We start from the raw sequence: 24,334 nt of genomic DNA, 5'->3' as shown, positions 1-24,334 counted from the left end.
CTTGTCCGGCCGACAAGCGGCGCTGCTGATGGAACGGCTCCCACCGGGGGACCTCACGGGACGCTGTCGGTCACACCCTTCGGCTGGCTGTCGACCAGCACATCGCTGGCGATCAGGCGCACTTCGAAGGCCTTCAGTGCACAGCGGGCCAAGGGACCCGAAGGCGCTCCGGTCTCGAGATCGAAACGGGCGCCGTGATGGGGGCAGACCAGCTGCCCACGCCGTATCAACGCACCGTCCATGGCCCGGCCCTGGTGCGGGCAGCGGTTTTCGAAGGCGTAGACCCGCTCGCGGTACTGGCAGAGCAACAGGTCCTGGCCATCGAGCTTGACGCTCAGGGTTTCGCCCTCGCGCAAGGCCTCCCGCAGGGCGGCGAACCGATAGCCCTGATCGGTCTGATCCCTATCCGGCGTACTCCCTTGCCGCTCAACGCTCATGTCGGACAAACCACTGGACGATCTGATCGATACTGAAGCCGTACAGGCCAATGGCATCCTGCTGGCTCACGCGGACCCCGGCGACCTGCTCCAGCTGGGCGAACAACGCCAGCATCGTCAGCGAGTTGATCTTCAGTCGCGTCTCGATCAACGGCACGTCCGGCTCGACTTCAACCGCGCGCCCGAGGGCGAGGTTCAGCGCCTCCCGGACCACCTGGCGGGTAATCTGCATTCAAGGTTCCTCCTGCTGACTGGCCGGATCGGGCCAGTGACGTTCCAGGGCAAAGGGATAGGTCGGCAACGACAGCCTGAGCTGGCGCGAACCGCTGTAATAACTGTCCCAATCAAACTCGACACCCGCCTCCAGCACCTTGCAGACCAGGCGGTCCATATCGTCCGAGGACAACAGGCCGCCGGTCAGTGCGAGCCAGCGCCCGACCTCCGGGTGCGCAGGTACACCGGCCTGGCGGCTGATCACCAGGGTCGCCTGGGGATGTGCCCAGGTCAGCGCATCAGGCACTGGCTCGGCCCCCGCGGCGGCCAGCGCCTGGAGCAGGGTCTCGAATCCTCGCGGTGCCTGCTCAAGGGCGGCTTCAGCCTCCAGGTAACGACGGACCCAGCGCCCGAAACCGACGTCGACGACCTGCTCGAAGACCAGCCCCCAGCGCCGTAGTTGCTGATAAAGGGCAACCTCGAACGCCAGGGCCCGTCGTTGCGCTTCAAGCGCCACAGAGGACGTGGCGCCGGCCAGCCGCTCGAGAGCGGCCCGGTAATCCTCGGCCAACCGGAGATGCCGAGGCGCGGCCAGAAAAGCGCCGAGGGCGACCTCGTCCAGCGCCAGCGGCTGATCGCAGACGTACAGCAGGCGCCGTGGCGTAAAGGTCGGCGGCAGGTCCGCGAGCCGACGCACGGCCTCTTCGAAGAAGGTTGCCAGGTCCATCTCCGGCGCCAGCACCGCCGCCAGCCGTTCCCGATGATGCGCGCGGCTGATGTTGAGCGTATGGGCCAGGGCCCGCCGGTCCAGGTCCGGATGTTCGCGGCAGAAGTCGGCGAACCGTTGCAGATAGGCCTGCAATTGCTCCCGGGTCCTGGCCGAGAGACACACCGGCAGGCCCGTGACGGCGGCTGACACCTCTTCCGGATTATCCGGAGGCGACTGGAGAATGCTGAACGCATTGGTCCCGCCGATCCCCAGGCAATTGATCGCGGCCAGACGGGGTTCTGTCGCCCGTTGCCCAAGGGTTGCCGACCACGGCGCGGTGCCGGTCACGACCCGGAACGGCGAGCGCTCGAAATCGATATTCGGATTGGCCTGGTGGTAGTTGAGCGACGGCACCAGGGTGTCATGCCTGAGCATCAGGGCGACCTTGATCAGGCTGGCCAGGCCGGCCGCCTGTTCGAGATGGCCGATATTGGACTTCACGCTGCCGATGGCACAAAAACCCTGGTCATCGGTGTCGAGCCGAAAGGCCTTCTCCAGTGCCTTGATCTCCAGCGGGTCGCCGATCTTCGTCGCCGTGCCATGACACTCGACGTAGCTGATCCGCCGCGCATCGGTATCGGCGCTGGCCATGGCCCGGACCATCGCCTTGGCCTGCCCCGGGACGCTGGAGGCGGTGTAGCCGATTTTCATTGCCCCGTCGTTGTTGACCTGGGTCGACTTGATCACCGCGTAGACATGATCACCGTCGCGCTGCGCATCGGCCAGGCGCCGCACCACCACCGCCGCCACCCCACTGCCGAACACCGTGCCGCTGGCCTCGGCGGAAAACGGCGAACAGCGTCCGTCCAGGGATAGCAGCGGGCTCTGGCCGCGCACATAACCGACATGATGAGGAATACGAATGGCGCTGGCGCCCACCAGGCCGATATCGATTTCCCCCAGGCGCAAGGCATTGCAAGCCAGGTGCAGCGCCACCAGCGAGCTGGAACAGGCGGTTTGCACGGTCATGCTCGGCCCTGTCAGGTTGAGCTTGAACGACAGCCGGGTCGCGAGGAAATCCTTGTCATTGCCCAGGTGCACCAGGCTGGCGGTTTCCTGGTGCTCGGGATCGAGCCGGGCGCCAAAATGCTGCAGGTAGCTGGTGGTGATCCCACCGCCACAGGCGAAGACCCCGGTCATGGCCCGCTGCGCCGAACGTACATGGCCAGCATCCTCGAGCGCCGCATAACCGACTTCGAGCAATAGCCGGTGCTGCGGGTCCAGCAGCAGCGCTTCCCGGGCCGGGATACCGAAGAACCGGGCATCGAAGGACTCGATGTCCTCCAGCACCGGGCTACGTCGGATGTAGTCCGGATGGGCGAATACGGCATCGCTCACACCGGCCTCACGCAAACGCCGCGGGTCCAGCTCGGCAATCGACTCCCGTCCCGCGCAGAGGTTGCGCCAGAACGCGAGCGGGTCGCCGGCACCGGGAAAACGACAGGCCAGGCCGACAATCGCCAGCTCCACCCTGCCGCCATCCGCTGCGCGGTTCACAGGCGCCGCAGCTCGAGCAGTTCGGCGTCGAGCGGGTCCTGGCCACGCAGCGTGTGGTGCAGCGTGCCCGCATAGGCCTGGCAGAGGTCGCGCACGGTGACGATGCTGGTGATCGCCACATCGCTGGCGAACGGATCGACGTCGTAGAGACTTTCCAGCGTGCTGACCAGGGTCGCCAGTTCCAGGGAACTCATGCCCAGGTCGCTGAAGCGGCTCTGGGCCTCGACCACGATGAACGGGCCGCCCTTGGCCGCGAGTATCTGGGCGATTTCCCGCTCGACTTCGTTGAAAACCTGATCCAGTGCCTGTTGTTCTAACATGTGAAACCTCCGTCGACCGCAATGTTCTGCCCGGTGATGAATGTGCCCCGATCCATCAGGTAGACGATCAGGTCCGCCACTTCCTGCTGGGTGCCCAGGCGCCCCAGCGGTGTTCGGCGCTCGATCCGACGCAGGGTCTCCGGGCTCAGGTCCTTGACCATGTCGCTGGCGAAATAGCCCGGCGATACCGAGTTGACCCGGATGTTGCGCGGCCCGAGCTCCTTGGCCAGGCTGCGGGTCAAACCGTCCATGGCGGCCTTGGTGGCGCTATAGATGGTCAACCCGGAATGCCCGCGGATGGCATTGATCGAAGAGACATTGACCACGCTCCCGGCCCCCGCTTTAAGCAGTTTTGCCGTGACCAGCTTGGTCAGGTAGATCTGGCCCTTGAGATTGATATCGAGGGCCGCATCGATGTCGGCCACCAGCAGCGTGCTAAGAATGCCCTGGCTGCCGGTGGCGGCGTTGTTGACCAGCCCGGCGATGCTGCCGAAGCGTTTTTCCACCCCCTGCACAAAGGCATTCAGGGCTGCATAGTCGGTGCAATCCACCGACTGCCAGTGGAAGTCGTCGCGCTCCTGCAACAAGCCGACGGCATCGTTATGGCGGCGACTGAAGGTCGCCACCTTGTAGTTGGCGTCGAGGAAACGCTGCACCAGCGTCAGCCCGAGCCCCTGGCTGCCACCGCTGACGATGATGGTGCCTTTGCTTGTCGCACCGGTCTCGCCGGTCGGATGAAGTCCGCGCGCTGTGTCGGTCATTGCTGGGCCACCTTGAGCTTCTTGAAACGTTCGCTGTGCAGTTGCCCCGTCGCGAATTCGATATGACGCGGCACCTTGTAGTCATCCAGCCGTTGCTGGCAATGGAGGGTGATCTGGCGTTTGGCCTCGGCGGGCTCGAGCGTCGCGTCGGTCACCACCGTGGCCGCGACGATCTGTCCGGTGACCGGGCTGCGACGGCCCCAGACGACGACATCCTTGATGAAGGCCAGCTGCAGCAACTGGCTTTCCACCTCGACCGGAAGGACCTTCAGCCCGCCGACATTGATCAGGTTTTCGCCGCGCCCGAGGATCCGGAAATAGTCGCCACGCCGCTCGACCAGGTCGCCGGTGCACAACCAGCCGTCCGCATCGATCACCGAGGGCGCATTCAGGTAGCCGAGCATTGCCGTGCGGGCCTTGACCCAGAGAATCTGGTCCAGCACCTTGACCTCGACCCCGTCGCCGCCGATCTGGATCCACAGGGAATCGTCCGCCTCGGAGCGGGTGGCGAGGATGCCCAGCTCGCTCATGCCGTAGGTCTGCTTCAGGCGCACCCCGGGGAAGACCTTGACCATGCTGGCCAGTGTCGATTCGGGCATGGTCTCGGTGCCGTAGGTCACCAGTTCGAGACTGGAGAGGTCGTACTGTTCGTAGACCCGGCCCCAGAGCAGCATATTGAGGAAGGTCGGAGTCGCCGGCAGCAGCTGGATCCGGTGCCGGGCGATCTGCGCGCAGATCCGCGCCGGGTCCCGTGAGTCGAGGCGGACCAGGGTGGCGCCGGTCAACAGGCAGTGCAGCAAGGTGTTGAAACCACCGATATGGTCGAACAACAGGAACGCCGCCGTGGTGCGTGGCTGGAAACGTTGAATGTCGCGGTACTTGGCGAACAACCGGTCCAGGGCGAGCAGGATCGCCTTGGGTTCGCCGCTGCTGCCTGAACTCAACAGAATCAGGCCGGCTTCCCGGGCTTCGAAGAGGCCCAGCACCAGTTCATGCAGTGGCTCGCTGACGCTGAGCGCCCGGGGTGCCTGGAAAGTCTCGGTGTCGATCAGGTAGCTGGCGCTGGTGCAGCGTGCCACGGCGGCGCACTTGGCGGCGTCGGCCCGATTCAGCGGGACCACCACGCCACCCCGGCGGTACAAGGCCAGCATCGCGCCAATCGTGATCGGCGTGTAGTCACCGTTGACAATCACCGTGTGCCGCCCGATGCCCTGCCGCTGCAGGATATCGTCCCAACTCGTCATGGCCTCGAGGATCTGGTTGAACGAGTACTGCTGCCCGTCGGCGATCAAGGCGATCCGCTCGCCAAAGGAGGCGAGGCGCTCACTGACCCAATTGCGCGTTGCATCCATGTCTGCCCTACCCCTGTTCAGTGGTTTTGCGCCGTCGAAGTTCGCCGCTAGCGTCGCGTTTGCCCGGTCCGGCCGCCGACCAGCCAGCCGATCGCCGAGCGCACCAGCCGGGCCAGCGCCCCCGGCGCCCGAAAGCCCCAGATCGCATCCATCCAGGCCGGCAACTGGAGCAACTCCACGGACACGCCCTGGCGGCTGCGCAAATAGACGACGTTGGACAGTGCGCCACCAATCGGCGGCGTACTGGAGGTAAAACCGTTGTTCAACACCCGTTGGTAGATGGCCCTGAAATCCCGGGGCCGCCTGACCCCCAGGGCAATATTCATCAGGCCCCGTTCGTTCAATGGCCTGACCCCGGCCGCGCCGGGACGGTGCAGCAGCTCGATCCAGTGCGCGCCGGCATCGAAGCGAAAGCTGCGGACACTGCCAAAGGCGTTTTCCTCCCGCTGCGTCGATGACAGCGGCAAACCCAGGGCCTGGCGGAAATAACGCAGGGCATCGGGCAGGTCATCGACCACCAGGCTTACGCCAACGACCTTTCCATGGCGCAGGCGGGTATCGCCGGCCACCAGTTCGATCAGCACGCCATCCGGGTCGCGAACGACGGTCGGCCGCTCCAGGTCGGTCGCCAAGGTGCAAGCGCCGCTGGATTTCAATTGGCGCAAAGTGGCCTCGATATCGCCGACCTCGACGAAAATCCGCTCATAACCCGTGCGCTCCGTGGCGGCCTGGGAGGACGGTCGTGGTTCGCTGAACTCGAACAGCTCCAACTGGAAGAATTCGCCGCCCCCCGCCATCCAGTGGTTCACCGCCGACACCCGCTCCAGTTCCAGCAGACGGGCAGCGGTCGTGCCACGGACGGCGAAGCTGCCACTGGCGTACAGCCCCAGCAGCGCCGCGTAGAAACCCATGCTCGCGGCGGCGTCCGCGGTGCAGATAGCGATCTGGCACAAGCTCGGTGTCGACACCAACGCTTCAAGGCTCATGCCGCGCCCCGTGGGGAAAATGAAATGGCGAAGCGCTCATCCAGCCCGGCGCTCGGATTGGAAAAATCCATCTTGATCGATTTCAGGTCACAGGCCGGGCGCAGGTCGGTGTGGTAGAGAAACAACGCCAGGTTCAGCGACAGCAGGATATTCGCCAGGCCGGCGCCGATGCAGGTATGTGCGCCACGGCCGAACGGGGCCCAGGCACCATTGGCCCGATGCTCCATCCGTGGGGCCTGGTAGCGCGTGATATCGAACCGCAAGGGCTCCTTGAACCACTCGGGATCGGTGTGATTGGCGGTGGTGAACAGGATGATGTCCTGGCCTTTGTCGATGCTGTAGCCCTGGAAGACAAAGTCCCTCGCCGCGGTGCGGCGTACCGCGTAGGCCGTCGGATAGAGCCGCATGACCTCGCGGATAAAGTTCTTCAGCGTTTCCATGCCGTCCAGGCCATCGGCATCCGGGATTCCCTGGCTGAACACCGCATCCACCTCGGCCCTGAGCTGGCGCAGCAACTCGGGCTGTTTGAACAGCTCCAGAAGCATGAAACTCAAGGTGGCACCGACGGTATCGATGCCGGCCAGGTAGGAAATGATCGCGTGGTTGCGCATGTCACCCGGGGTAAACCACTCGGGATGGACATCCTGGCCGTGCTCCTTGAGCGTCTGGAAATACCCCAGGCCCTGCTCCTGGGTCCGTTCGGATGCGATGATCCGATCAGCCAGGGCCTGGACCTGCTTTTTCGCCTGCCGATAACCGGGCATCCACAGCGCCATTCGCGGCCATTTTTTCAGCGAGCAGACATTCATCGCCGTGGTCTGGTAGCGCATCAGCGCCTCCACTTCCTGCGGCGTCGGCTGGTAGCCTTGCAGCGAACCGCCGATCTGCCGGGACAGCACGTGGCGGAACAGCTCCGACACCCGTTGCGTGGAGTCGTAGCGCACGCTCAGGGTTTCCTTGAAAATATCGGCCAGTTCGGGGATACGTTCGTTGAAGGCGGTCTTGGAAAACAGCGGTTTCATCAGGTTGCGCTGGAACCGATGGACATCGCCGTCAACGCCGATGAACGAATGCGGGCACTGCATTTCCTTGAGGGTGCCTTCCCAGAAGCCACTGGAAACGAAGCAGTCCTTGCCCTTGTCGGCGACGAAGCGGTTGGCTTCCATCCCGGCCAGGACCACGAAGTCCATATGGGCCGCCGTGACCCGATACACATCGCCATGGGTTTCCCGTGTCCGCCGGAGAAAACCCAGCGGGTCGCGAATCAGCGCATAGGCACTGCCCAGCAACGGCCATCCCTTGACCCGGGGAAGCTGGCGGTTGTTGGAATCCTTGCCCATCTCCCTTGCCCATGACGTCATCGCTGTTCTCCCGAATCCCGTTAGTGGCTCCGCCCCGCCCGTTCACCGAAGCCACGGCGAATCGCGGCGGACGGACGACCAGCGGTGCTGGCAGCCACCCGAGGGAAAAAGAATAACCAAAAGCGCCGCCGGCCAAACCTATAAGCACTGATAGGTCGGGGCCGCTCGAAGGGTCAGGGAAGGTCGGGCAATCGCCGGCAAAGCCACGCCGCGCAAGGGGCTGGCGAAACGGTCATGCCAGTGGCAGACGCAATGGATATCGCGGATTTCCACCCCGGGGACGATCTCCCCCACGCTCAGCGACAGCCCTGGCCCCTGGACGCGGCCCGGCGCCGCCAGGGCCAGGCAGAATTGATCGAGGAGCCGGCCCGACCAGAATCGCCAGTGGCCCTGACAGTCGTCCATCGCGCTGAATTCAAGGGTCTCGGCGCATGGTCTGCCCAGGCGAAAGGCAAAAGAGTCGAACGCCAGCGAGAGTCCCGTGCCGCGGGCCTTCACATAGGCCTCCTTGAGCGTCCACAGTTCGAAAAAGCGTCGCTGGCGTTGCGCCAGATCACGCTGCTGCACGTCCTGCCACTCCACCGGCGCGAAAAACCGCTGGGCAACCGGCAGCCACTCGCCCTCCCGCCGGGTATTCTCGACGTCGATCCCGACTTCCTGGCGCGAGATTGCCATGACCACCAGGCCGTCGGTGTGGGAAACGTTGAAGCGCAGTGCCGGTTCAAGCCCTGGGGCGATCTCCGGCTTGCCATGGGCATTGCTGCCGAACTGCCAAAGGCCGGGGCCGATGTCGGGGCGATAGAGTGACAGCACGTGCCGCACCAGCGCCCGGGTGACCAGGTACTGATGACGGTGACGGGCAAAATGGAACTGTGCCAGACGCTCGCGCTCGGCGGCGCACAGCATTGACTCGTAGTAGCGGAGCAATTGCGGATCGTCGATCGCTTCGTCGCGACAGACCCAGATCTGTATCTCACCAGCCGGCAATGACAACCCGCGTTCCATCGCCACCCTCCTCCACGGCAACCGGACCGTCGCCCTTCAATCCCGGGGCGACGGTATCGGCCGGCTGCGTCAGGCCTGGGCGGTACGCCGCAGCTGGATACGCACCGGGTCGCCTTCCGGCAGCTCGACCTCATCCACCGCCAGGGCATCCTCCAGGTCGCTGCGCAAGACATTCAAGGCCAGGAGCTGGCCCTTGAGCCAGTCGCCGTGATGGACCAGGATCTCGTCCACATAGGCGCCCCCGAGCACGGCAATATCGACCTTCTCGGTGTAACCCAGGCGCGCTTGCTTGCGCAGGTCCTGCAACCGTCGATTGAGCTCGCGCACCGCCCCCTCGCGCTTGAGCGAGGCATCGATATCCAGGTCCAGCCAGACCACCATGTTCTCGACGATGCCGACGTTGCTCTGGTTGTCGCGCACCGTCAGGCGGCGTTCGAACTCATGGGGCAGGATCCGCTCGCCGGCGGCGACCAGCGCCCCATCGTCCTCGATCCGGTAGTTGCCGGACTTGACCGCACCGGTCACGGTTTTCATCGCCTGCCCCAGGCGCTTGCCGAGTAACGAGAAGGTCAGCACCACCACCGGCTCGGCCCATGCGCCGGCATCGCCAGCCCATTCGACCTGCTTGACGTTGAGCTCTTCCTGGAGGAACTGCGCATAACGCTCCAGTACCGCGGCCTCGATACCCGCCACGCGGATGCTGCGCAACGGAAACTTCTGCGAGACCGAGTTGGTTTCCCGCACATTACGCACGCAGGCGACCAGGTTACGCAGGCTGCTCATTTCCCCCGCCAGTTCGTGGGACACGTACTGGCGGTCAATCCGCGGCCAGTCTTCCAGATGCACCGAGCCCTCATAGCCCAGCTCGGTGAACACCGCCTCGGCCAGGAACGGCATGAACGGCGCCAGCAAGCGGGCGAAGTTCGACAGGCTGTAATGCAGCACCTCGTAGCACTGGCGCTTGTCGGCATCGAGCCCCTCGCGCCAGATACGCGGCTTGTTCAAACGCAGGTACCAGGTGCTCAGGACATTGATGAAGACTTCGATGCGCGCATATATCTTGGAAAAGTCCAGCGACTCCATCCAGACCCCGATGTCCGTCTCCAGCACCGCCAGCTCGTGCAGCAGGTAGTGATCGAGGACGTTGTCACGGGCCTGGGCCAGATCGCCCGTCGGCACGAAGCCATCGATCTCGGTGAAGGTCTTGTAGAACTGCAGGCAGTTCCAGAACAACAGGTGGAAGCGCCGCACCACATCGCGGACCGACTCCTCGCTGAACTTGATGTCCTCGCCCTTGCACACCGGCGAGGCCAGCAAGGCCACGCGCAAGGCATCCGAACCGTGGACCTGCATCAGCTCCATCGGGTTGGGATAGTTCTTCAGGCGCTTGGACATCTTGCGCCCGTCCTTGGCCAGGATGACACCATGGCACATGGCATTCTTGAACGGATTCTGGCCGAAGCAACCGGTGGAGATGACCATCATCGTGTAGAACCAGCCGCGGGTCTGCGCCAGGTATTCGACAATGAAGTCCGAAGGAAAGGTGTTCTCGAACTCGAGCTTGTTCTCGAACGGATAGTGCCGACTGGCGAACGGCATCGCGCCCGACTCGAACCAGCAGTCGAACACCCCGGTCACCCGGCTCATGGTGCCGTCGCAGGCCTGGCAGGCAAATTTATGCTGGTCGATGTGTGGCACGTGCAGGTCCTCGACCTTGTGCCCGGAGCGGCGTTCGATATCGGCAATGCTGCCCATGACCTCGATCGTCGGACACTGGTCGCAACGCCAGACCGGGATCGGTGCGCCCCAGAAGCGGTTGCGCGACACCGCCCAGTCACGGGCATTGCGAATCCAGTCGCCGAAGCGCCCTTCCTTCACATGCTCGGGCACCCAGTTGACCCGGCTGTTGTTTTCCACCAGTTGCTCGCGCAAGGCCGAGGCGCGGATAAACCAGGACTCCACCGCGCGGTAGATCAACGGATTGTCACAACGCCAGCAGTGCGGATAGTTGTGCTCGATCTGTTCCTGCTTGAACAACAGGCCGGCTTTTTTCAGGTCGGCGAGGATGCGTGGCGTCGCTTCGAAGATGTTCTGCCCCGCGTAAGCCGGCACCGAGTCGGCGAACGTGCCGTCATCGCGCACCGGATTGGGCGCCGGCAGTTCGTACTGCTGGCCGAGCAAGGCATCGTCCTCACCGAACGCCGGGGCGATATGGACGATGCCGGAGCCGTCGCCCATCTGCACGAAATCCGCGGTGACCAGACGATAGGCCAGGGGATCGATGGCCTCGCCGATCACCGGCACATAACGCCGGCCGGCAAGCTCGGCCCCGGTACAGCGCTCAACGATCACGGGCTCGTCGAACAGGCCGCCGAGGCAACCTTCGGCCAGCCACAGGCGCTCCTCCTCATGCTCGATGCAGACATAGTTCTGGTCGGCCGCCACGGCCAGGGCGACGTTCGCCGGCAGGGTCCAGGGGGTGGTCGTCCAGGCGAGGAAATAGCTGTTGGCGCTGCCCTGCTCCTTGAATTTCACATAGGCGGACATGTCGCGCCGTGGCCGGAACGCATCGTCCAGGCGCGCTTCGAAGTTCGACAGGACTGTCTGGCAACGCACGCAGTACGGCACGATCTTGCCGCCTTCGTAGACATGGCCTTTGTCGTGCAGGGTCTTGAAGCCCCAGAGCACGGATTCCATGTAGTCGTTGTCCATCGTCTTGTAGGCGCCGTCGAAATCCACCCAGCGGCCCATCCGATTGACAAAGGCCCGCCAGTCGTCCGCGTACTTGAGCACCAGGCCCTTGCAGGCATCGTTGAACTCGCTGACGCCGAAGTCGAGGATGTCGCGCTTGGACTTGAAGCCCAGGGCCTTCTCGACTTCGAACTCGACCGGCAGCCCGTGGCAGTCCCAGCCCCAACGCCTGGGCACCTGCTTGCCGAGCATGGTCTGGTAGCGCGGAATGACGTCCTTGATATAGGAAGTGAGAATATGACCGTAATGGGGCAGCCCGGTGGCGAACGGAGGACCGTCATAAAAGACATAGACCTGCTTGCCTTCGCGCGCACTGATGGACTTCTCGAACGTCTTTTCCTTTTCCCAGCGTTCAAGCACCGCATCTTCCATTGCCGGAAACCTGACCGGCCCACTTCCTTCCGTACTCATCAGCCACACCTGTCGATAAAATCCAAAGAACCGAACGCCACCCGTTTCAGCGACGTTGACCGAACGCGTCCAGCGTTTCGAGAAACGGCAGGATAACCTCAGTCACCGTCTCCTGTGTATCGGTGAAAAGGTTGTAGTGCCCCCACCCGTCCATGATCCGGGACCGACCCCGGGGTAAAATGCGCGCCAGGTTGAGGGAATCCTCGAAGGCCACCATGGAGTCCTGCCGGCCTCCGACCACCAGGGTCGGCACCGTGATGGCCGAACACCATGACGCATCGACCCGGGGTTCGCCGGCGCCCCGGATCAGGTGCATATAGCGCAACAGGGCCTCGGGCCCGCTCTTGAACGGTGCCTCCACCAGGCCGCGGATATGTTCATCGCCCAGGCCGGTCAGGCGGGCTCCGGCCTGCTCGGTGTTGCTGGCGAAGATGGTGTGGTAGAGAAATTCCAGCTTGGACTCGTCCTCCACCAGGATGCGGCTGACCTTGCCAATCGCATCACCGGCGACACCGCTGTAGCGGCTTTCGAAAAAATTCGGACTGTTGAACAGCACCGACGCCTGGACCCGTTCTGGCCATTTATGGGCAAAGGCCAGTGCGGTGTTGATCCCGGTGCACCAGGCGGCCAGCACCACAGGTCCCGGTGGCAGCTGCTCGAAGAGTTGCTCCAGGTCGCTGACCTGGTCCGCCAGCCGATACTCGCGAAAACGCGTGTCGTAGGCACCCGGCAGGCCACGACGGTCCCAGGTGACAAAACCCAGGCCGGCTGCCTGCAATGCAGCGGCGAGCCCGGCGGTCACGGCGCTGCCGATCCCCAGGGCGTTGACGAACACCAGCGTAGAAGGTTGCGACCGGGTGCTCAGCACCTCCAGCACCAGGCCATCGTGGGTGGTCAAGGTCATGTTCCGGTTCTCCGACCGATCTCCCGCGCCGGCACGGGGCTGCCGGCCAAGCCGAGAATTTCATCCCAGATCAGCGCCGAGCGCTGTTGCCAGGCCAGGGGGTAGCGGCTGGCCGTGGTCTGATAAAACTCGCCGGCCGCCTCGCGGTCATGCCGCGCCCGCCGGCAGTACTCGTCCAGGGCCCAGCCGTAGGCGGAAATCGCCAGGCCCGAGCCCAGCCCGGCGTTCGGCGAGCCGGTACCGGCGGCGTCGCCGACCAGCAGCAGATTGCCCTGCTGCACGCGCTGCGCCAGGCTCTGGCGCACTTCGATACGCTGAGTCAGCCAGTTCATGCCGTCATGGCCGACGCCCCAGGAGCGGGCAAAAAAATCGGCTTTCTCGTTGAACAACGCAAGCTCGGGCAACGTCTCGCGGCTGCTGTAGAACGCCACGCCAAACTCGTTGCGCCGTGGGTAGGCCAGGCCGAAGGCGCAGTGGTCGAGATGGCCGGCCTGGTCGAAGGAGAACTCGTAGTTCAACCACGAAGTGTCCAGGCGACTGGCACAGTGATAGACGTACCAGCTTTCGGCACGGGTCGAGTCACAGAACCCATAGTCGATACCCGCCGCCTGGGCCACCTGGCTACGGGCACCGTCCGCGAGGACCAGGAGATCCGCGCCAAGGCGACGCGACGGCTCATGGCCGTGCTCGCCCAGCAGCAGTTGCCAGGTGTTCTCGACCCGCTCATCGGCCACCACCGTCGCCTGCCGGTCGGCCATGAAGCGCACACCCCGGGCGAGCGCGACTTCCATCAGCACGTCCTGCAAGTCCGCCAGGGAAATCGCCATGACCGACTCGCCGACAAACAGCTCGGCAATCGCTTCATCGCCGTACCCCAGCTGCGGATCGATGCTGTCGAGGACACCCGGCGGCAACTGGCGAGAGTAATAACGGGTACGGCGCCCGGCCATATTCAGGTAGAAGTCGTGCCGGGCAATCGGCGAGGCCCGACGCACGACCGCGTCCAGCACGCCGATGCGCTTGAGATACGGCAAGGTGTGACGGTACAGCGTGACCATCTGCATGCGATTGATCGCGGTGCGCTTTTCCACCACCAGCACTTCGTCGTAGCCGTTTGCCGCCAGCGTCAGCGCCGCCACCAGGCCCGCCGGCCCCGCCCCCACCACGACACCGCGCTTGCCGGCAGACAGGCTGGCGATGGCGGCCGGGGCGTCATTGGCGAAAGCAAAGGCATAGCCATTGCGGTGGTAAAGCTGCAAGTGCTCGGAGGCGATATACGGCGTCTCGACCGGCGCCGCGAGGTTCAGCGGCGACTCGTCCCGGGCTGCCGGTTCGGCGACCGGGTCCGGCGCCAGCCCGGCCAGCAGGGTAATCATTTCACTGGCCGTGCGACATTGCGCGAGGCGACTGCCGTCACGGTTTTCGTCCGCGACCGCAAATGCCTGGCACAGGCACGAGGACAGCACCATCATGGTCACCGAGTTCAGCCCATATTCGAGCAGCGCCTTGCCCAACTGCAACGCCTGCGGCTCGATCTGCGTCAGGGCGCCAATCTGTTCACGGACCAGCGTCTCGATCGAGTCGTCGAGAGGCTCGGACGCCGTTGCCTCAGGCGTCGGCTCGGATTCAGCCAGGGTCGTCGGCACCGAGACGGGCAACCAGCAGAGCTGGTTGGCGAAGGGATAGGTCGGCAGTGCCAGGATCCGCCGGCCGCCGCCATTGCGCGAAGCGCCCCGGGCGCTTTGCAGGCTGATCTCGCCACGCACCCAGGCCGCCGCCTGCTCGTCGAGGGTCAATGACACCCGGGGCGCTACCGCGAGCGGGTCGAGCGCATCGAGATAGGCGTACTGGAACCGGGCGGTCTCAAGGCCCCCATGCGGTTCGGCCAGAAACGCCCCGGCCTCGCGCAACGAATCATCCAGCGCCTGCGCCTGCGGCAAGACCCAGGCGATCCGACAGGCCAGGGCTTCCCGGCCCTCGGCCAGGGTATGGGCGAGATCACCGAGGTTGACGGGCGCGAGCGCCGCCAGGGCCTGGCGCATCTCCCCGACCAGTCGTTGCAGGCGCTCCGGCGTGGCGGCGGAAAATACCAGCAGCCACGGGCCGCTGTCGGCCTGCTCGATCAGCGGCTCGTCGGCCCCCACGGCCGGGCGATACTCCTCCAGCAGGATATGCGCGTTGCTGCCACCCGCCGCGAAGGTATGGATCGCCGCACGCCGAGGCGTCGCCCAGTCCGTCGGCGACAGCGTGTCGCTGGGATGCGCCCAGGGCTCCAGGCTGCGCTGGGCCCGCAGCGGCACTTCATCGGCGCGCACCCCGGGGTTGAGGGGATCGAGCCGGATCGACGGCACACGCACCTTGTCCCGCAGTTGGCAGGCGACCTTGATCAGTTGGGCAATGCCGATCGCCGCCTCGGCATGGCCGATATTGGACTTGACCGAACCGGTATGGCACAGCGGCAGTTGCGCGTGGCGCTGGCCATAGACCGCCCGCAGGGCCTGGAACTCGGCCACATCGCCGAGATCGGCGCCCGATGCCGAGGTCTCGACATAATCCACCGTCGCGGCGTCCACCCCGGCCGCCTGGAAGTGCCGCGTCAGCAGGTTCTGCACGGCCTCGGCACTCGGCACGCTGAACCCTGGCGTATAGCCCTTGTGACTGACGGCGCTGGACTTGATCAGCGCGACGATCGGATCGCCGTCGGCGATGGCCTGGCGCAAGGGCTTGAGCAACACCGCGCCGACCACCTCGCCCGGGAGGAAACCGTCGGTTTGCCCGAAGGCCCGCACCGAGGGGTCGCTGGCAAGCAACTGGGCCTGGCACAGGGCGATGTACTTGAACGGGTGGATCGACAGGTTCGCCGCCCCCACCAGCGCCATCCGGCACGTGCCATGGCGCAGGCTTTCACAGGCCAGGTGCAGCGCCGTGGCCGCGGAGGAACACATGGTGTCGAGCGCCAGGCTGGGGCCCGACAGGTTGAAGAAATGCGAAATACGGTTGGCCATGCTCGCATTGGACGACATGGCGATGGCGGCCTTCCTCGGCAGGTCCGTGTCGAAGGCGTGGTACTGCTGGTACATCGAACCGGTAAACACCCCGACCTCGCCGCCATAGGCCGCGCCCAGGTGCGCGCGGGTGTAGCCGATGCGCTCGAACAGGGTCCAGGCCACCTGGAGCAACAGGCGTTCCTGGGGATCCATCAACTGGGCTTCGCGTGGCGAAATACCGAAGAACACCGGGTCGAAGCGGTCGACATCGTCGATAAAACCGCCCCAACGGCAATAGGCCTTGCCCGGCGCACCCTTCTGCGCGGAAAAGTACTGGTCCGGGTCCCAGCGGCCCTTGGGCACCTCGGTGATGCCGTCGACGCCGGCCCGCAGGTTGTCCCAGAACTGCTCGACGCTGGCGGCCCGTGGAAAGCGCCCGGCCATGCTGATAATGGCGATATCGTCGATATCGTTGCTCGAAGTCTGCGGCGCCTCTTGCACCGCCGCCAACGGGCCCGGCGCCTGCAACTGCTGCAAGCGCGACCTGGCCTGCTCGAGCGTCAGCCGGCCTTCGCGAAGCTCGTCCAGAATCCCTTTGACCGTCATCCGCTTATCCTCTCAACGACCGAACAAGGTTGAAATCCGCACGCCCACTTCCGGCTGGTGCATGGTCAGTGCATGCATCGCCAGCTCCCTTTCGATCACGTCCGGCAGGGCCGCGCGCAGCTCGCGGTTCAGATGGTGCTTGAGCGTGACCAGCGACAAGCGCGGCTTGTCGGCCAGCTCCGCCGCCAGGTCCAGGGCATAGGCCAGCACTTCGCTGCGGGGCAGTACCGTGAACGGCACACCGCGCTGCTGCAGCGCCGCGCCGCTGTAGCTCTGGGCTCCCAGCAGCATTTCATTGCCCAGGCTCTGGCCCAGCCGGGTCGGCAGGATATGGGTCGCGCCCATGCCGGGGGTGAAGCCGTACTTCATGAAGTTGGCGGTGTACAGGCTCTCCCGGGACAACACCACCACATCGCAGAACAAGCCCATGACCCAGCCCCCGCCGATGGCATGGCCCTGCATCGCAGCGATCACCGGGATCGGGCATTCCAGCGCCAGGCTGTAGACATTCGCGTCGGTGAAGTCGCCGCGCGTCTGGTTCAAGGCCTCCAGGCCCTCGCGGGTGCCGCCGCTGCAGAAAAAACTGTCGTAGCCGGTCAGCACCACGGCGCGGTAGTGCGTGCTCGCATTGATCCGCCCATAGGCCTGCATCAGGCCGTCGAGTAGCGCCGGAGTGAAGGTGTTCTTGTGTTCGCGGTCCTGGAGTGTCAAGACCACCACTCCATCCTCACGCTCGACAAAGTCGACGACGTTTGTCATGGCTGATCCTCGCTCTTGGGGGCACACCCGGTCCCTCAGTCGTTTTCCCAGGGAAACAGACCGTGGCTGACATACCGATTGATATTGTCCAGCGTGCGCTGATTGCTGAAGACCTCGTGGTTCTGCCGTATCGCCATGTCCCGGGCCTCCAGCGGCAGGGGCGAAAGGCGATTCATATAGGCCTTGTATTGGCCGATACCGTGCTTGGACAGACGCCGCAGCCGCAGCAACTGCTTGCGCAGCAGCTCCTCGCTGTCCTCGCCGCATTCATCCACCAGGCCCCAGAGGCTGGCCTGGCGGGCATCGATGGCCTGCGTCGTCAACGTCAGGTAGTGGGCGTGCTGGAAGCCCACCCGGCGCACCAGGAACGGCAGGACACAGGCCGGCATCACATCAAAAATCAGCTCGGAAAGGCTGTAGCGCGCCTCGGTATGGCTCAACACGATGTCGCTGGCCGCCACAAACCCCATGCCCCCGGCGTTCACCTGGCCGCGCACATGACAGATCGTGATAAATGAACCGCTGACCATCCGCTCCCAGATCTCGTAGAGCCGCTGCGGCTGATGCTCTTCACTGGCGCCGCGCAAGGCATCGTCATGCATGCCCTGGAAGTCCGCGCCGAAACAGAACACCTGCGGGCTGCCCTCCAGGGTCAGCACCGTCGAATGGGCCTGGCAATGCTCGAGGACGAACAGACACTCGTCGACCATCTGCCGATTGATCGTGTTCCTCGCCTCGGGGCGATTGAAGCGCAGGAACGCCAAGGGCCCCTCGCTACGAAACTCGATGGCCTGGAAGTTCATGGCTGAAAGCTGTATTCGCGGTGATAGCCGCTGATGGCGGTCAACAACAGCTTGCCGGACAAGCCGCCCGCGGCCACCACGCTGCGGGTCACCGGACAGGCCACCTGGCGGTCGCGGGTGCCGAAACGCACCGCGTCATTGCCCTGCAGGATCGATTCGTACTCCACCAGGCTCAAGCGGTAGCGATTGTCGAGTTGCCGATCAATCGCCTGGACCGTCAGGTGTTCGTGGCTGCGTGGGGTAATCGTGCCGCTGAAGAACTCCGAACAGCAGCCCGAGCCATAGGAAAAACAGCCGATACGCCGTGGCGAATCGAAGCGCGCGCTGCTGATGATGCCGGCCAGGGACAGGAACATCGTCGCCCCCATGATATTGCCGACCCGCTGGCAGAACGCCAGCCCCGGCGCCACCCGCTGCTGGTAATCCGCTTCCACGGCCTGGGGGTCGCGGGGGGCGAACTTGCGCATCATCAGCCGGTGCGCGCCCTTGACCATGCCCCCGAACGGCGTGTGAAACGCCAGGTAGTCAAAGCTCTTGGCATAGTCGATATCCTCGACCCGCAGGCGATATTCGTTGAACGTCTGCTCGCAGCAGTCGAGGTAGGACATCAGCGACAGGTCGGCATCACCGGCCTCGTTATCCGGCTCCGGCCGGCAGGTGTCCATGACCTCGAAGCTGTAGTAACCGCTGGCCCCGACATCCAGGCTGAACACATGGGGCTGGTCGCTGATCAGCATCGCCACGGCCCCCGCACCGCCGCTGGGCTCGGAAAACGCCCAGTCCTGGGACTCGGCGCCACCCTGGCCGATCATCAGGAAGCGGCACAGGTCCACCGCCACCACCAGCGCCTTGGCCCCGGGCGAGGTGCCGGAGAGGATGAACTGCACCGCGCTGTGAAAACCCGCGGTCCCGGAATAACAGGCCTGCTTGAGTTCGAAGACCCGGCAATTCCTCTTCAGCCCCAGGTAATCGTGGACATAGGTACTGATCGACTTGCCGAAGTCGATACCCGACTCGGTACAGGTAATCACCAGTTCGATCCGGTCCCGCTCCTCGGGGCTCAAGGCATCGATCAGCGGCTTGGCGGCGTTCACGGCAAAGGTCACCGGATCTTCGCTGTGCAGCGCCACGCTCTTTTCCTTCATCAGCAGATTGCCGAAACGCTGGGCATCGAGCTTGCGATGCCGGGCCAGCTCGGTGACATCCAGGCAGGCGGCGCCGCCGTACACGTTCATCGCTTCGATACCGACTTGCCTTGTCATGACAGCGCTCCCGAATTTTCCAGACACAGGGCTGTATTGATCCCGCCAAAGCCGAAACTGAGGTTCAGCGCGCACTGGATCGAATGGCTTTGGGCCTGATTGCCGGCCCAGGCGAAGCCCGGGTCCAGCGGGTGCTCCAGGTTGCGATTGGGATGCAGTTGGCCGGCCCGCATCTGCAACAGCGAGGCGATGGTCTCGACCATGCCGGCCGACGCCAGGCCGTGGCCGGTCAGGGACTTGGTGGCATTGATCGGCGCGTCGCGCAGCCCGCAATCGGCCAGCGCCCGCAACTCGGTTTCATCGCCCACCACCGAGCCGCTGCCATGGGGATTGATGTAGTCCACTTGCCGCGCGTGCCAGCCGGCCCGGCCCAGGGCCTGGCGAATCACCCCGGTCTCGCCGTCGAAGGACGGGTTGGGGTTGCGGTTGCCGTCCATGGCCACCGACCAGCCGGCGATCCGCGCATAGGGCGAGATCCCCCTGCGCCTGGCGCTGGCCGCACTCTCGATGATCACCGCGGCACTCGACTCGCCATAGATAAAGCCATCGCGATCACGGTCGAACGGCCGGCAAGCCAGCGCCGGCGACTCGGCGAAACGGTCGGAGCCCATCGCCCCCAGCGAACGGAAGCCGTGGCATTCCCAATAGGAAAGGTCCATGACCGGCGCCAGCGCGATGCACACATCGACATCCTGGGAGCGCACCGTCTGCGCCGCATGGATCACCGCCATCTGGCCGCTGGCCGACGCCGCGCCCAGGGTGTAGGCAAAGCCGCGAATAGCGAAATGCTCGGTGCACACGCCGCACAGGTCGGTGTCGAGAAACTGCATGGCGTAGCTGGGCTTGATGAAATACGGCTGCAAGGCGCAGGGGGCGTGGGCCTGTTCGATGGCGCGCTGCTGGAAGTTCGAGCCGCCGATGACCAGGCCGATACGGGCCGGGTCCACCTCGTCGAGACGCGCATCCTGCCAGGCCTCGGCCAGCGTCGCCAAGGCGACCCGGGCCGAGAACGACAGGCCACGGGAACCACCGGGCGACTCGTCGCCGAGTGTCTCGCCGCCTATTTCGGCACCGATAAAGGTGCTGTCGAGCTGCCGCCCCGGGCGCCGCATCAGCGAGAACGCGTGCTTGCCGGCCAGCAGCGCCTCAAGGAAATCGGCCTTGCCGGTGCCAATTGCCGAGGTCACCCCCAGGCCGCTCACCATGAGCGATTCGGCCTCAGAGGCGCTCATGCAGCAACTCGGCCAGTTCGCCGATATTGTTCGCGCCCTGGGTCTTGACCAGCGGCAGGCGCAGCGCCAGCGAACTCAGGGTCATGGCGACGATCTCGACCCGGTCGACCGAATTGGCCCCCAGGTCCACCAGGCGATCCTGCCATTCGAATTGGCGCTGTTCGAGCCCGGGAATGACCTCGCGAGTATGTTTGACAAGCAATTCGAAGACTTCGGCCTGGGTCATCATCTCAATCCTTTAGCCGGTTCATCCGGTCGCTGCGGGGATGGTTCTGCTGCCTAACTTAGCCGATCACCCCGGCGGCGAAACCTATAAGACCTTGTAGTAGGCAGCGGCCGAAAGCTGCGCTATACCGTCGGACCCATCGATAACCGACCGGTCGCCACGGCCCAGGAAGCCCGCCATGTCCCAACACGTCTGCGTTACCGGAGCCTCGGGCTTCCTCGGCAGCCATATCGTCGAGAACCTGCTGGAGCAAGGCTGCACAGTCACCGCCCTGTTCCGCCACGAGACCGCGCACCTGCGCTGGCTGGCCGCCGCGCAACCGGCCCTGATCCTGCGCCGGCACGACCTGGCCCAGGGCACGACCGAGGACAATCCGTTCCTGGGCTGCGATGCGGTGATCCATTGCGCGGCGAGCGTCACCAACAATGCCCGGCCGGGTTCCCGACTGTGGAAGCAGACCCTGGAGATGAACATCGACGGGACCCACGCCGTGGTCCGTGGCGTCCAGCAGGCGCCCAGCGTGCGCAGCCTGGTGCATACCTCATCGATGGCGGCGATCCTGTCGCCGGACAAACCGGCCGACTACACCTTCAGCGAGGCCGACTGGAACCGCCAGCCGCTGGAAGCGAGCGACCCCTACTGGTATTCCAAGACCGTCGCCGAGCAGATCGTCGCGGCCGCCTTCGAGGAAACGGCGCCGGACCGGCGACTGGTCTGCATCAATCCATCGGTGATCATCGGACCGGTTCGCGATCCGCGGCATGCCCATAGCAGCGTGGCAATCCTGCAAGACCTGCACAGCGGCAAGACCCCCGCCTGCCCCGACCTGAACTTTCATTTCGTCGACGTCCGCGACCTCGCCGACCTCCACGTGCGCGCCGCCCTCGACGACCAGGTACGGGGCCGCTTCATCGTGCCCGGCCACGAGATGTCGATGCTGGCCCTGGCCGCCGCCATCAAGCAGCAGTTCCCCGACAGCAAGGCACCGCAACGGCGCGCGCCGGACTGGCTGGTGTACCTCGGCGCCCTGTTCAACCCGCAATTGTCACGGCGCTATCTGCAACAGAACCTCGGCGTACGCCGCCAGTTCGACGACAGTCGCGCCAGGCGCCGCTTCAACCTGCACTATCGGCCGCTGGAACAGAGCATCGCCGACACCCTGCGTTCATTGACCTGAGGGCCGGCAACCCGGCCCCCGCGAAAACTATCCGTGTGCCACCAGCAGATCCACCAGATCGCCGACGGTGTGGAACTCGAACCCGCCCGCCCCGGCGTTGAGCTGGGCGAACTCGAAATTCGACTGTTCCTGCAAACGCGTCAAAAGAATCAGCTTGTGCAGGGAATCGATACCCAGTTCGCCCTGGAGTCGGGTCGCCGCCTCGATGGGTGTCTGGGCCTGGCCGGGGAGTTTCAATTCCCGGATCAACTCACTGACCGTCTGCAACGCAAGGCTGCCTTCCATTGTTCACCTCCTGGTTCTAGTGCAAAAAGAAGCGACAGCGACGCGGGAAGCGCCACTGCCGATCAGAATTTCAGAACGATCTTGCCAAACACATCCCGCTCGCGCAGGCGCCGCAGCCCGCTTTCGAAGCCGCTCAGGGGCAGGATCGAGTCGATCACCGGGGCCACGCCCTGGCGGATCAGGTCCAGCGAAGCCCGCAACCCGGAAACCGGCGCACCGAAGGAACCGAGGATGCGGATCTGCTGATTGAACAGGTGCATGAGATTGGTCGTGGCCTCCACGCCCGTGGTCGAGCCGCAGATCACCAGGCGTCCGCCCCGCGCCAGGCTCAACAGGCTTTGCTCCCAGGTGTCGGCGCCGACATGCTCGAAGACCACATCGACGCCACGGCGCTCGGTCACTTCGCGAATCACCCGCAGGAAGCGCTCCTGGCGGTAGTCGATAACGTGTTCGGCACCCAGGGCCCGGGCCGGCTCGATCTTGTCCGGATGGCCGACGGTGGTGAAGACCGTCGCACCGATATGCCTTGCCAGGCGGATCGCCAACGAACCGATGCCGCTGCCGCCGGCCTGGACCAGCAGCGTTTCGCCGGCAGCCAGCCGCGCGTTGTCGACCAGCATGTGGTGCACCGTGGCGAAGGTCACCGGCGCGCAGGCCGCCTGCTCCAGGGCGACCCCCGCGGGCACCGGCACCAGCATGCGCCAGGGCACATCGACATATTCGGCGGCGACGCCGTCGCAGTGGAAACCCATGACCCCCGGCGAATCGGCACAGAGGTTTTCCCGACCGGCCACGCAGGCCGGGCAGCGACCGCAATACACGCTGGGATAGATCGCCATGGCCTGCCCGATCGCTTGCCGGTCAAGCCCCTCGCCGACCTCGGTGACCAGCCCGGCGCCCTCCGCGCCGACCGTCACCGGCAATGTCCGACGGGCAAACGCCATGCCCCGATAACCGAACAGGTCCAGGTGATTGAGGGTCATATAGGCCATGCGCAACCGCGCGTGGCCCGCCGCGGGCCTGGCCGGCAGCGCCAACTCGCGCAGTTCCAGGAGCTCCTTGCCAACCAGTTGCAGCGCTTGCATAGGTATTCCTTTCCAATGGACTAGCGGGCCATACCGCGCGACAGGCCACCGTCGACCACCAGGGCCTGCCCGGTGATGTAGGCGCCGTCCGGTGAAAACAGCAAGGCGGCCAGGCCGGCCACCTCCTGCGGCGTGCCATAACGGCCGACGGGAATCGACTGCTGGATGGCCTCGCGGCGCGTCTCATAGTCGGCGAGCAACCGGGTGTCGATAAAACCCGGCTCGATGCAGTTGATGGTGATATTGCGCCCGGCGATTTCGGTCATGCTCGAACGCATGAAGCCGAGCAGCGCCGCCTTGCTCCCGGCATACAGTGCATTGCCGCGCATGCCGAGCTCGGCGGCCACCGAGCCGATGCACAGGATGCGCCCGTAACGACGCAGCGACATCGGCCGCACCAGCGCCTGGTAGAGCTGCACGAAGGCCCAGTAATTGATTTGCATCATGCTCCTGGCCACGTCGAGCGGGGCCACGGCGGCCAGGCTGTCCTGGCTGACCCCGGCGCAATGCACCAGGCCGTCGAAGTCGCCATGGCGCGCCTCCAGCGTCGAACAGAAGGCCTCCAGCGCCTCGGCATCCGCCAGGTCGCAAGCGACCCACTGCGCACTGCCGGCGCCGTGTCGATCGTTGAGTTCGTCACACAGCCGGCTGGCGTCCTCGGTCGAACGATGCGCCACGACCAGCGCGGCATGCCCGGCGGCAACCAGCTCGCGGGTGACGCCGGCACCGATACCGCGGCCACCGCCGGTGATCAAGACACGCCTGCCCATGCACACTCCTCCCTCGAGCCGGAAACGAGCAGGTGGATCAAACCGAAGCGCCGGCGCGTTCGGCGATCGCCGCGACGAAATTTTCCATGATGAAATAATCGGTCAATTGCGCATTGCCCTCGTTCACCGCGCTCATCCACTGCCCGACGGGGATGCGGATGTCGAAGTGCTTGTCAATGCAATACACCGCGTCGAGAAAATCCACGCTGTCGATGCCCAGGTCCGCGAACAGGTTGGTGCTCGGCGTGATATCGCGCTCATCGACCTTGCAGATGGAGGACAGGGTACTCACGACAAAGGAATAGATAGCGTCCAAGAGCGTTCTCCGTCTTTCAATAAACCGGGGAGCGCGATCCAGCGTCGCACTGCCGCCTG

At 64.8% G+C, this 24,334-nt stretch carries 22 protein-coding genes; 1 reads left to right on the top strand and 21 read right to left on the bottom strand.

Annotated elements, in window-relative coordinates; all coding sequences use genetic code 11:
• Window positions 1-53 precede the first annotated feature (53 nt).
• From CWE01_RS13505 to CWE01_RS13430, 17 genes are all read right to left on the bottom strand, one after another.
• The gene (locus CWE01_RS13505; protein WP_157815215.1) at window positions 54-437 is read right to left on the bottom strand and encodes a Rieske (2Fe-2S) protein; all 384 of its coding nucleotides are present in this window, start codon (window positions 435-437) and stop codon (window positions 54-56) included.
• Window positions 427-669, bottom strand: a complete 243-nt coding sequence (locus CWE01_RS13500; protein ID WP_100941027.1) for a hypothetical protein — start codon at window positions 667-669, stop codon at window positions 427-429. Before CWE01_RS13500 ends, CWE01_RS13505 begins: the two co-directional genes overlap by 11 nt.
• Window positions 670-2,916: a polyketide synthase gene (locus CWE01_RS13495; RefSeq protein WP_177410476.1), complete on the bottom strand. Its 2,247-nt coding sequence runs from the start codon at window positions 2,914-2,916 to the stop codon at window positions 670-672.
• Window positions 2,913-3,236: an acyl carrier protein gene (locus CWE01_RS33575; RefSeq protein ID WP_121140477.1), complete on the bottom strand. Its 324-nt coding sequence runs from the start codon at window positions 3,234-3,236 to the stop codon at window positions 2,913-2,915. The genes CWE01_RS13495 and CWE01_RS33575 overlap by 4 nt, the downstream gene beginning before the upstream one ends.
• Entirely contained in the window at window positions 3,230-3,997 is a 768-nt protein-coding gene (locus CWE01_RS13490) for an SDR family NAD(P)-dependent oxidoreductase (protein WP_100941025.1), read from the bottom strand. The genes CWE01_RS33575 and CWE01_RS13490 overlap by 7 nt, the downstream gene beginning before the upstream one ends.
• The gene (locus CWE01_RS13485) at window positions 3,994-5,349 is read right to left on the bottom strand and encodes a class I adenylate-forming enzyme family protein (RefSeq protein WP_100941024.1); all 1,356 of its coding nucleotides are present in this window, start codon (window positions 5,347-5,349) and stop codon (window positions 3,994-3,996) included. The genes CWE01_RS13490 and CWE01_RS13485 overlap by 4 nt, the downstream gene beginning before the upstream one ends.
• A gap of 47 nt (window positions 5,350-5,396) precedes the next feature.
• Window positions 5,397-6,335, bottom strand: coding sequence for a VOC family protein (locus tag CWE01_RS13480; RefSeq protein WP_100941023.1), 939 nt, complete (start codon window positions 6,333-6,335; stop codon window positions 5,397-5,399).
• Window positions 6,332-7,696 (bottom strand): cytochrome P450, encoded by a 1,365-nt coding sequence (locus CWE01_RS13475; RefSeq protein WP_100941022.1) that lies wholly within the window; start codon window positions 7,694-7,696, stop codon window positions 6,332-6,334. The genes CWE01_RS13480 and CWE01_RS13475 overlap by 4 nt, the downstream gene beginning before the upstream one ends.
• A 138-nt stretch (window positions 7,697-7,834) precedes the next feature.
• On the bottom strand, window positions 7,835-8,701 hold the full coding sequence (locus tag CWE01_RS13470; RefSeq protein ID WP_100941021.1) for a 4'-phosphopantetheinyl transferase superfamily protein: 867 nt from the start codon (window positions 8,699-8,701) through the stop codon (window positions 7,835-7,837).
• 69 nt (window positions 8,702-8,770) lie between these two features.
• Entirely contained in the window at window positions 8,771-11,863 is a 3,093-nt protein-coding gene (ileS, locus tag CWE01_RS13465) for an isoleucine--tRNA ligase (RefSeq protein ID WP_100941020.1), read from the bottom strand.
• 46 nt (window positions 11,864-11,909) lie between these two features.
• On the bottom strand, window positions 11,910-12,767 hold the full coding sequence (locus tag CWE01_RS13460; RefSeq protein WP_100941019.1) for an alpha/beta fold hydrolase: 858 nt from the start codon (window positions 12,765-12,767) through the stop codon (window positions 11,910-11,912).
• A complete protein-coding gene (locus tag CWE01_RS13455; protein ID WP_100941018.1) occupies window positions 12,764-16,360 on the bottom strand; it encodes a beta-ketoacyl synthase N-terminal-like domain-containing protein in 3,597 nt (1,198 codons plus the stop codon). Before CWE01_RS13455 ends, CWE01_RS13460 begins: the two co-directional genes overlap by 4 nt.
• A gap of 12 nt (window positions 16,361-16,372) precedes the next feature.
• Window positions 16,373-17,119 carry a polyketide synthase gene (locus CWE01_RS13450; protein WP_100941017.1) on the bottom strand — a complete coding sequence of 249 codons (747 nt, stop codon included), beginning with the start codon at window positions 17,117-17,119 and terminating at the stop codon, window positions 16,373-16,375.
• A gap of 35 nt (window positions 17,120-17,154) precedes the next feature.
• Window positions 17,155-17,922: an enoyl-CoA hydratase/isomerase gene (locus CWE01_RS13445; protein WP_100941016.1), complete on the bottom strand. Its 768-nt coding sequence runs from the start codon at window positions 17,920-17,922 to the stop codon at window positions 17,155-17,157.
• Complete coding sequence (locus CWE01_RS13440; RefSeq protein WP_100941015.1) at window positions 17,919-19,184, bottom strand: hydroxymethylglutaryl-CoA synthase family protein; 1,266 nt, start codon at window positions 19,182-19,184, stop codon at window positions 17,919-17,921. Before CWE01_RS13440 ends, CWE01_RS13445 begins: the two co-directional genes overlap by 4 nt.
• Window positions 19,181-20,416: a beta-ketoacyl synthase N-terminal-like domain-containing protein gene (locus CWE01_RS13435; protein ID WP_100941014.1), complete on the bottom strand. Its 1,236-nt coding sequence runs from the start codon at window positions 20,414-20,416 to the stop codon at window positions 19,181-19,183. The genes CWE01_RS13440 and CWE01_RS13435 overlap by 4 nt, the downstream gene beginning before the upstream one ends.
• Window positions 20,403-20,642, bottom strand: coding sequence for an acyl carrier protein (locus tag CWE01_RS13430; RefSeq protein WP_100941013.1), 240 nt, complete (start codon window positions 20,640-20,642; stop codon window positions 20,403-20,405). The genes CWE01_RS13435 and CWE01_RS13430 overlap by 14 nt, the downstream gene beginning before the upstream one ends.
• Before the next feature lie 178 nt (window positions 20,643-20,820).
• Between CWE01_RS13430 and CWE01_RS13425 the strand changes: the two genes are divergently transcribed.
• Window positions 20,821-21,819: an NAD-dependent epimerase/dehydratase family protein gene (locus CWE01_RS13425; protein ID WP_100941012.1), complete on the top strand. Its 999-nt coding sequence runs from the start codon at window positions 20,821-20,823 to the stop codon at window positions 21,817-21,819.
• 27 nt (window positions 21,820-21,846) lie between these two features.
• Here CWE01_RS13425 and CWE01_RS13420 read toward each other — a convergent pair whose 3' ends face one another.
• From CWE01_RS13420 to CWE01_RS13405, 4 genes are all read right to left on the bottom strand, one after another.
• Window positions 21,847-22,104 carry an acyl carrier protein gene (locus CWE01_RS13420; RefSeq protein ID WP_100941011.1) on the bottom strand — a complete coding sequence of 86 codons (258 nt, stop codon included), beginning with the start codon at window positions 22,102-22,104 and terminating at the stop codon, window positions 21,847-21,849.
• Between the two features lie 62 nt (window positions 22,105-22,166).
• Window positions 22,167-23,189: a zinc-binding dehydrogenase gene (locus CWE01_RS13415; RefSeq protein WP_100941010.1), complete on the bottom strand. Its 1,023-nt coding sequence runs from the start codon at window positions 23,187-23,189 to the stop codon at window positions 22,167-22,169.
• Between the two features lie 20 nt (window positions 23,190-23,209).
• Window positions 23,210-23,959, bottom strand: a complete 750-nt coding sequence (locus CWE01_RS13410) for an SDR family NAD(P)-dependent oxidoreductase (RefSeq protein WP_100941009.1) — start codon at window positions 23,957-23,959, stop codon at window positions 23,210-23,212.
• A gap of 37 nt (window positions 23,960-23,996) precedes the next feature.
• Window positions 23,997-24,275 carry an acyl carrier protein gene (locus tag CWE01_RS13405; RefSeq protein WP_100941008.1) on the bottom strand — a complete coding sequence of 93 codons (279 nt, stop codon included), beginning with the start codon at window positions 24,273-24,275 and terminating at the stop codon, window positions 23,997-23,999.
• Window positions 24,276-24,334: the final 59 nt, after the last annotated feature.

It is taken from the genome of Pseudomonas sp. QS1027 (genome assembly GCF_002814235.1).
Taxonomy (GTDB): domain Bacteria; phylum Pseudomonadota; class Gammaproteobacteria; order Pseudomonadales; family Pseudomonadaceae; genus Aquipseudomonas.
Note: the sequence above shows the minus strand (reverse complement) of the source record. Positions and strands in the feature narration are given on the sequence as shown.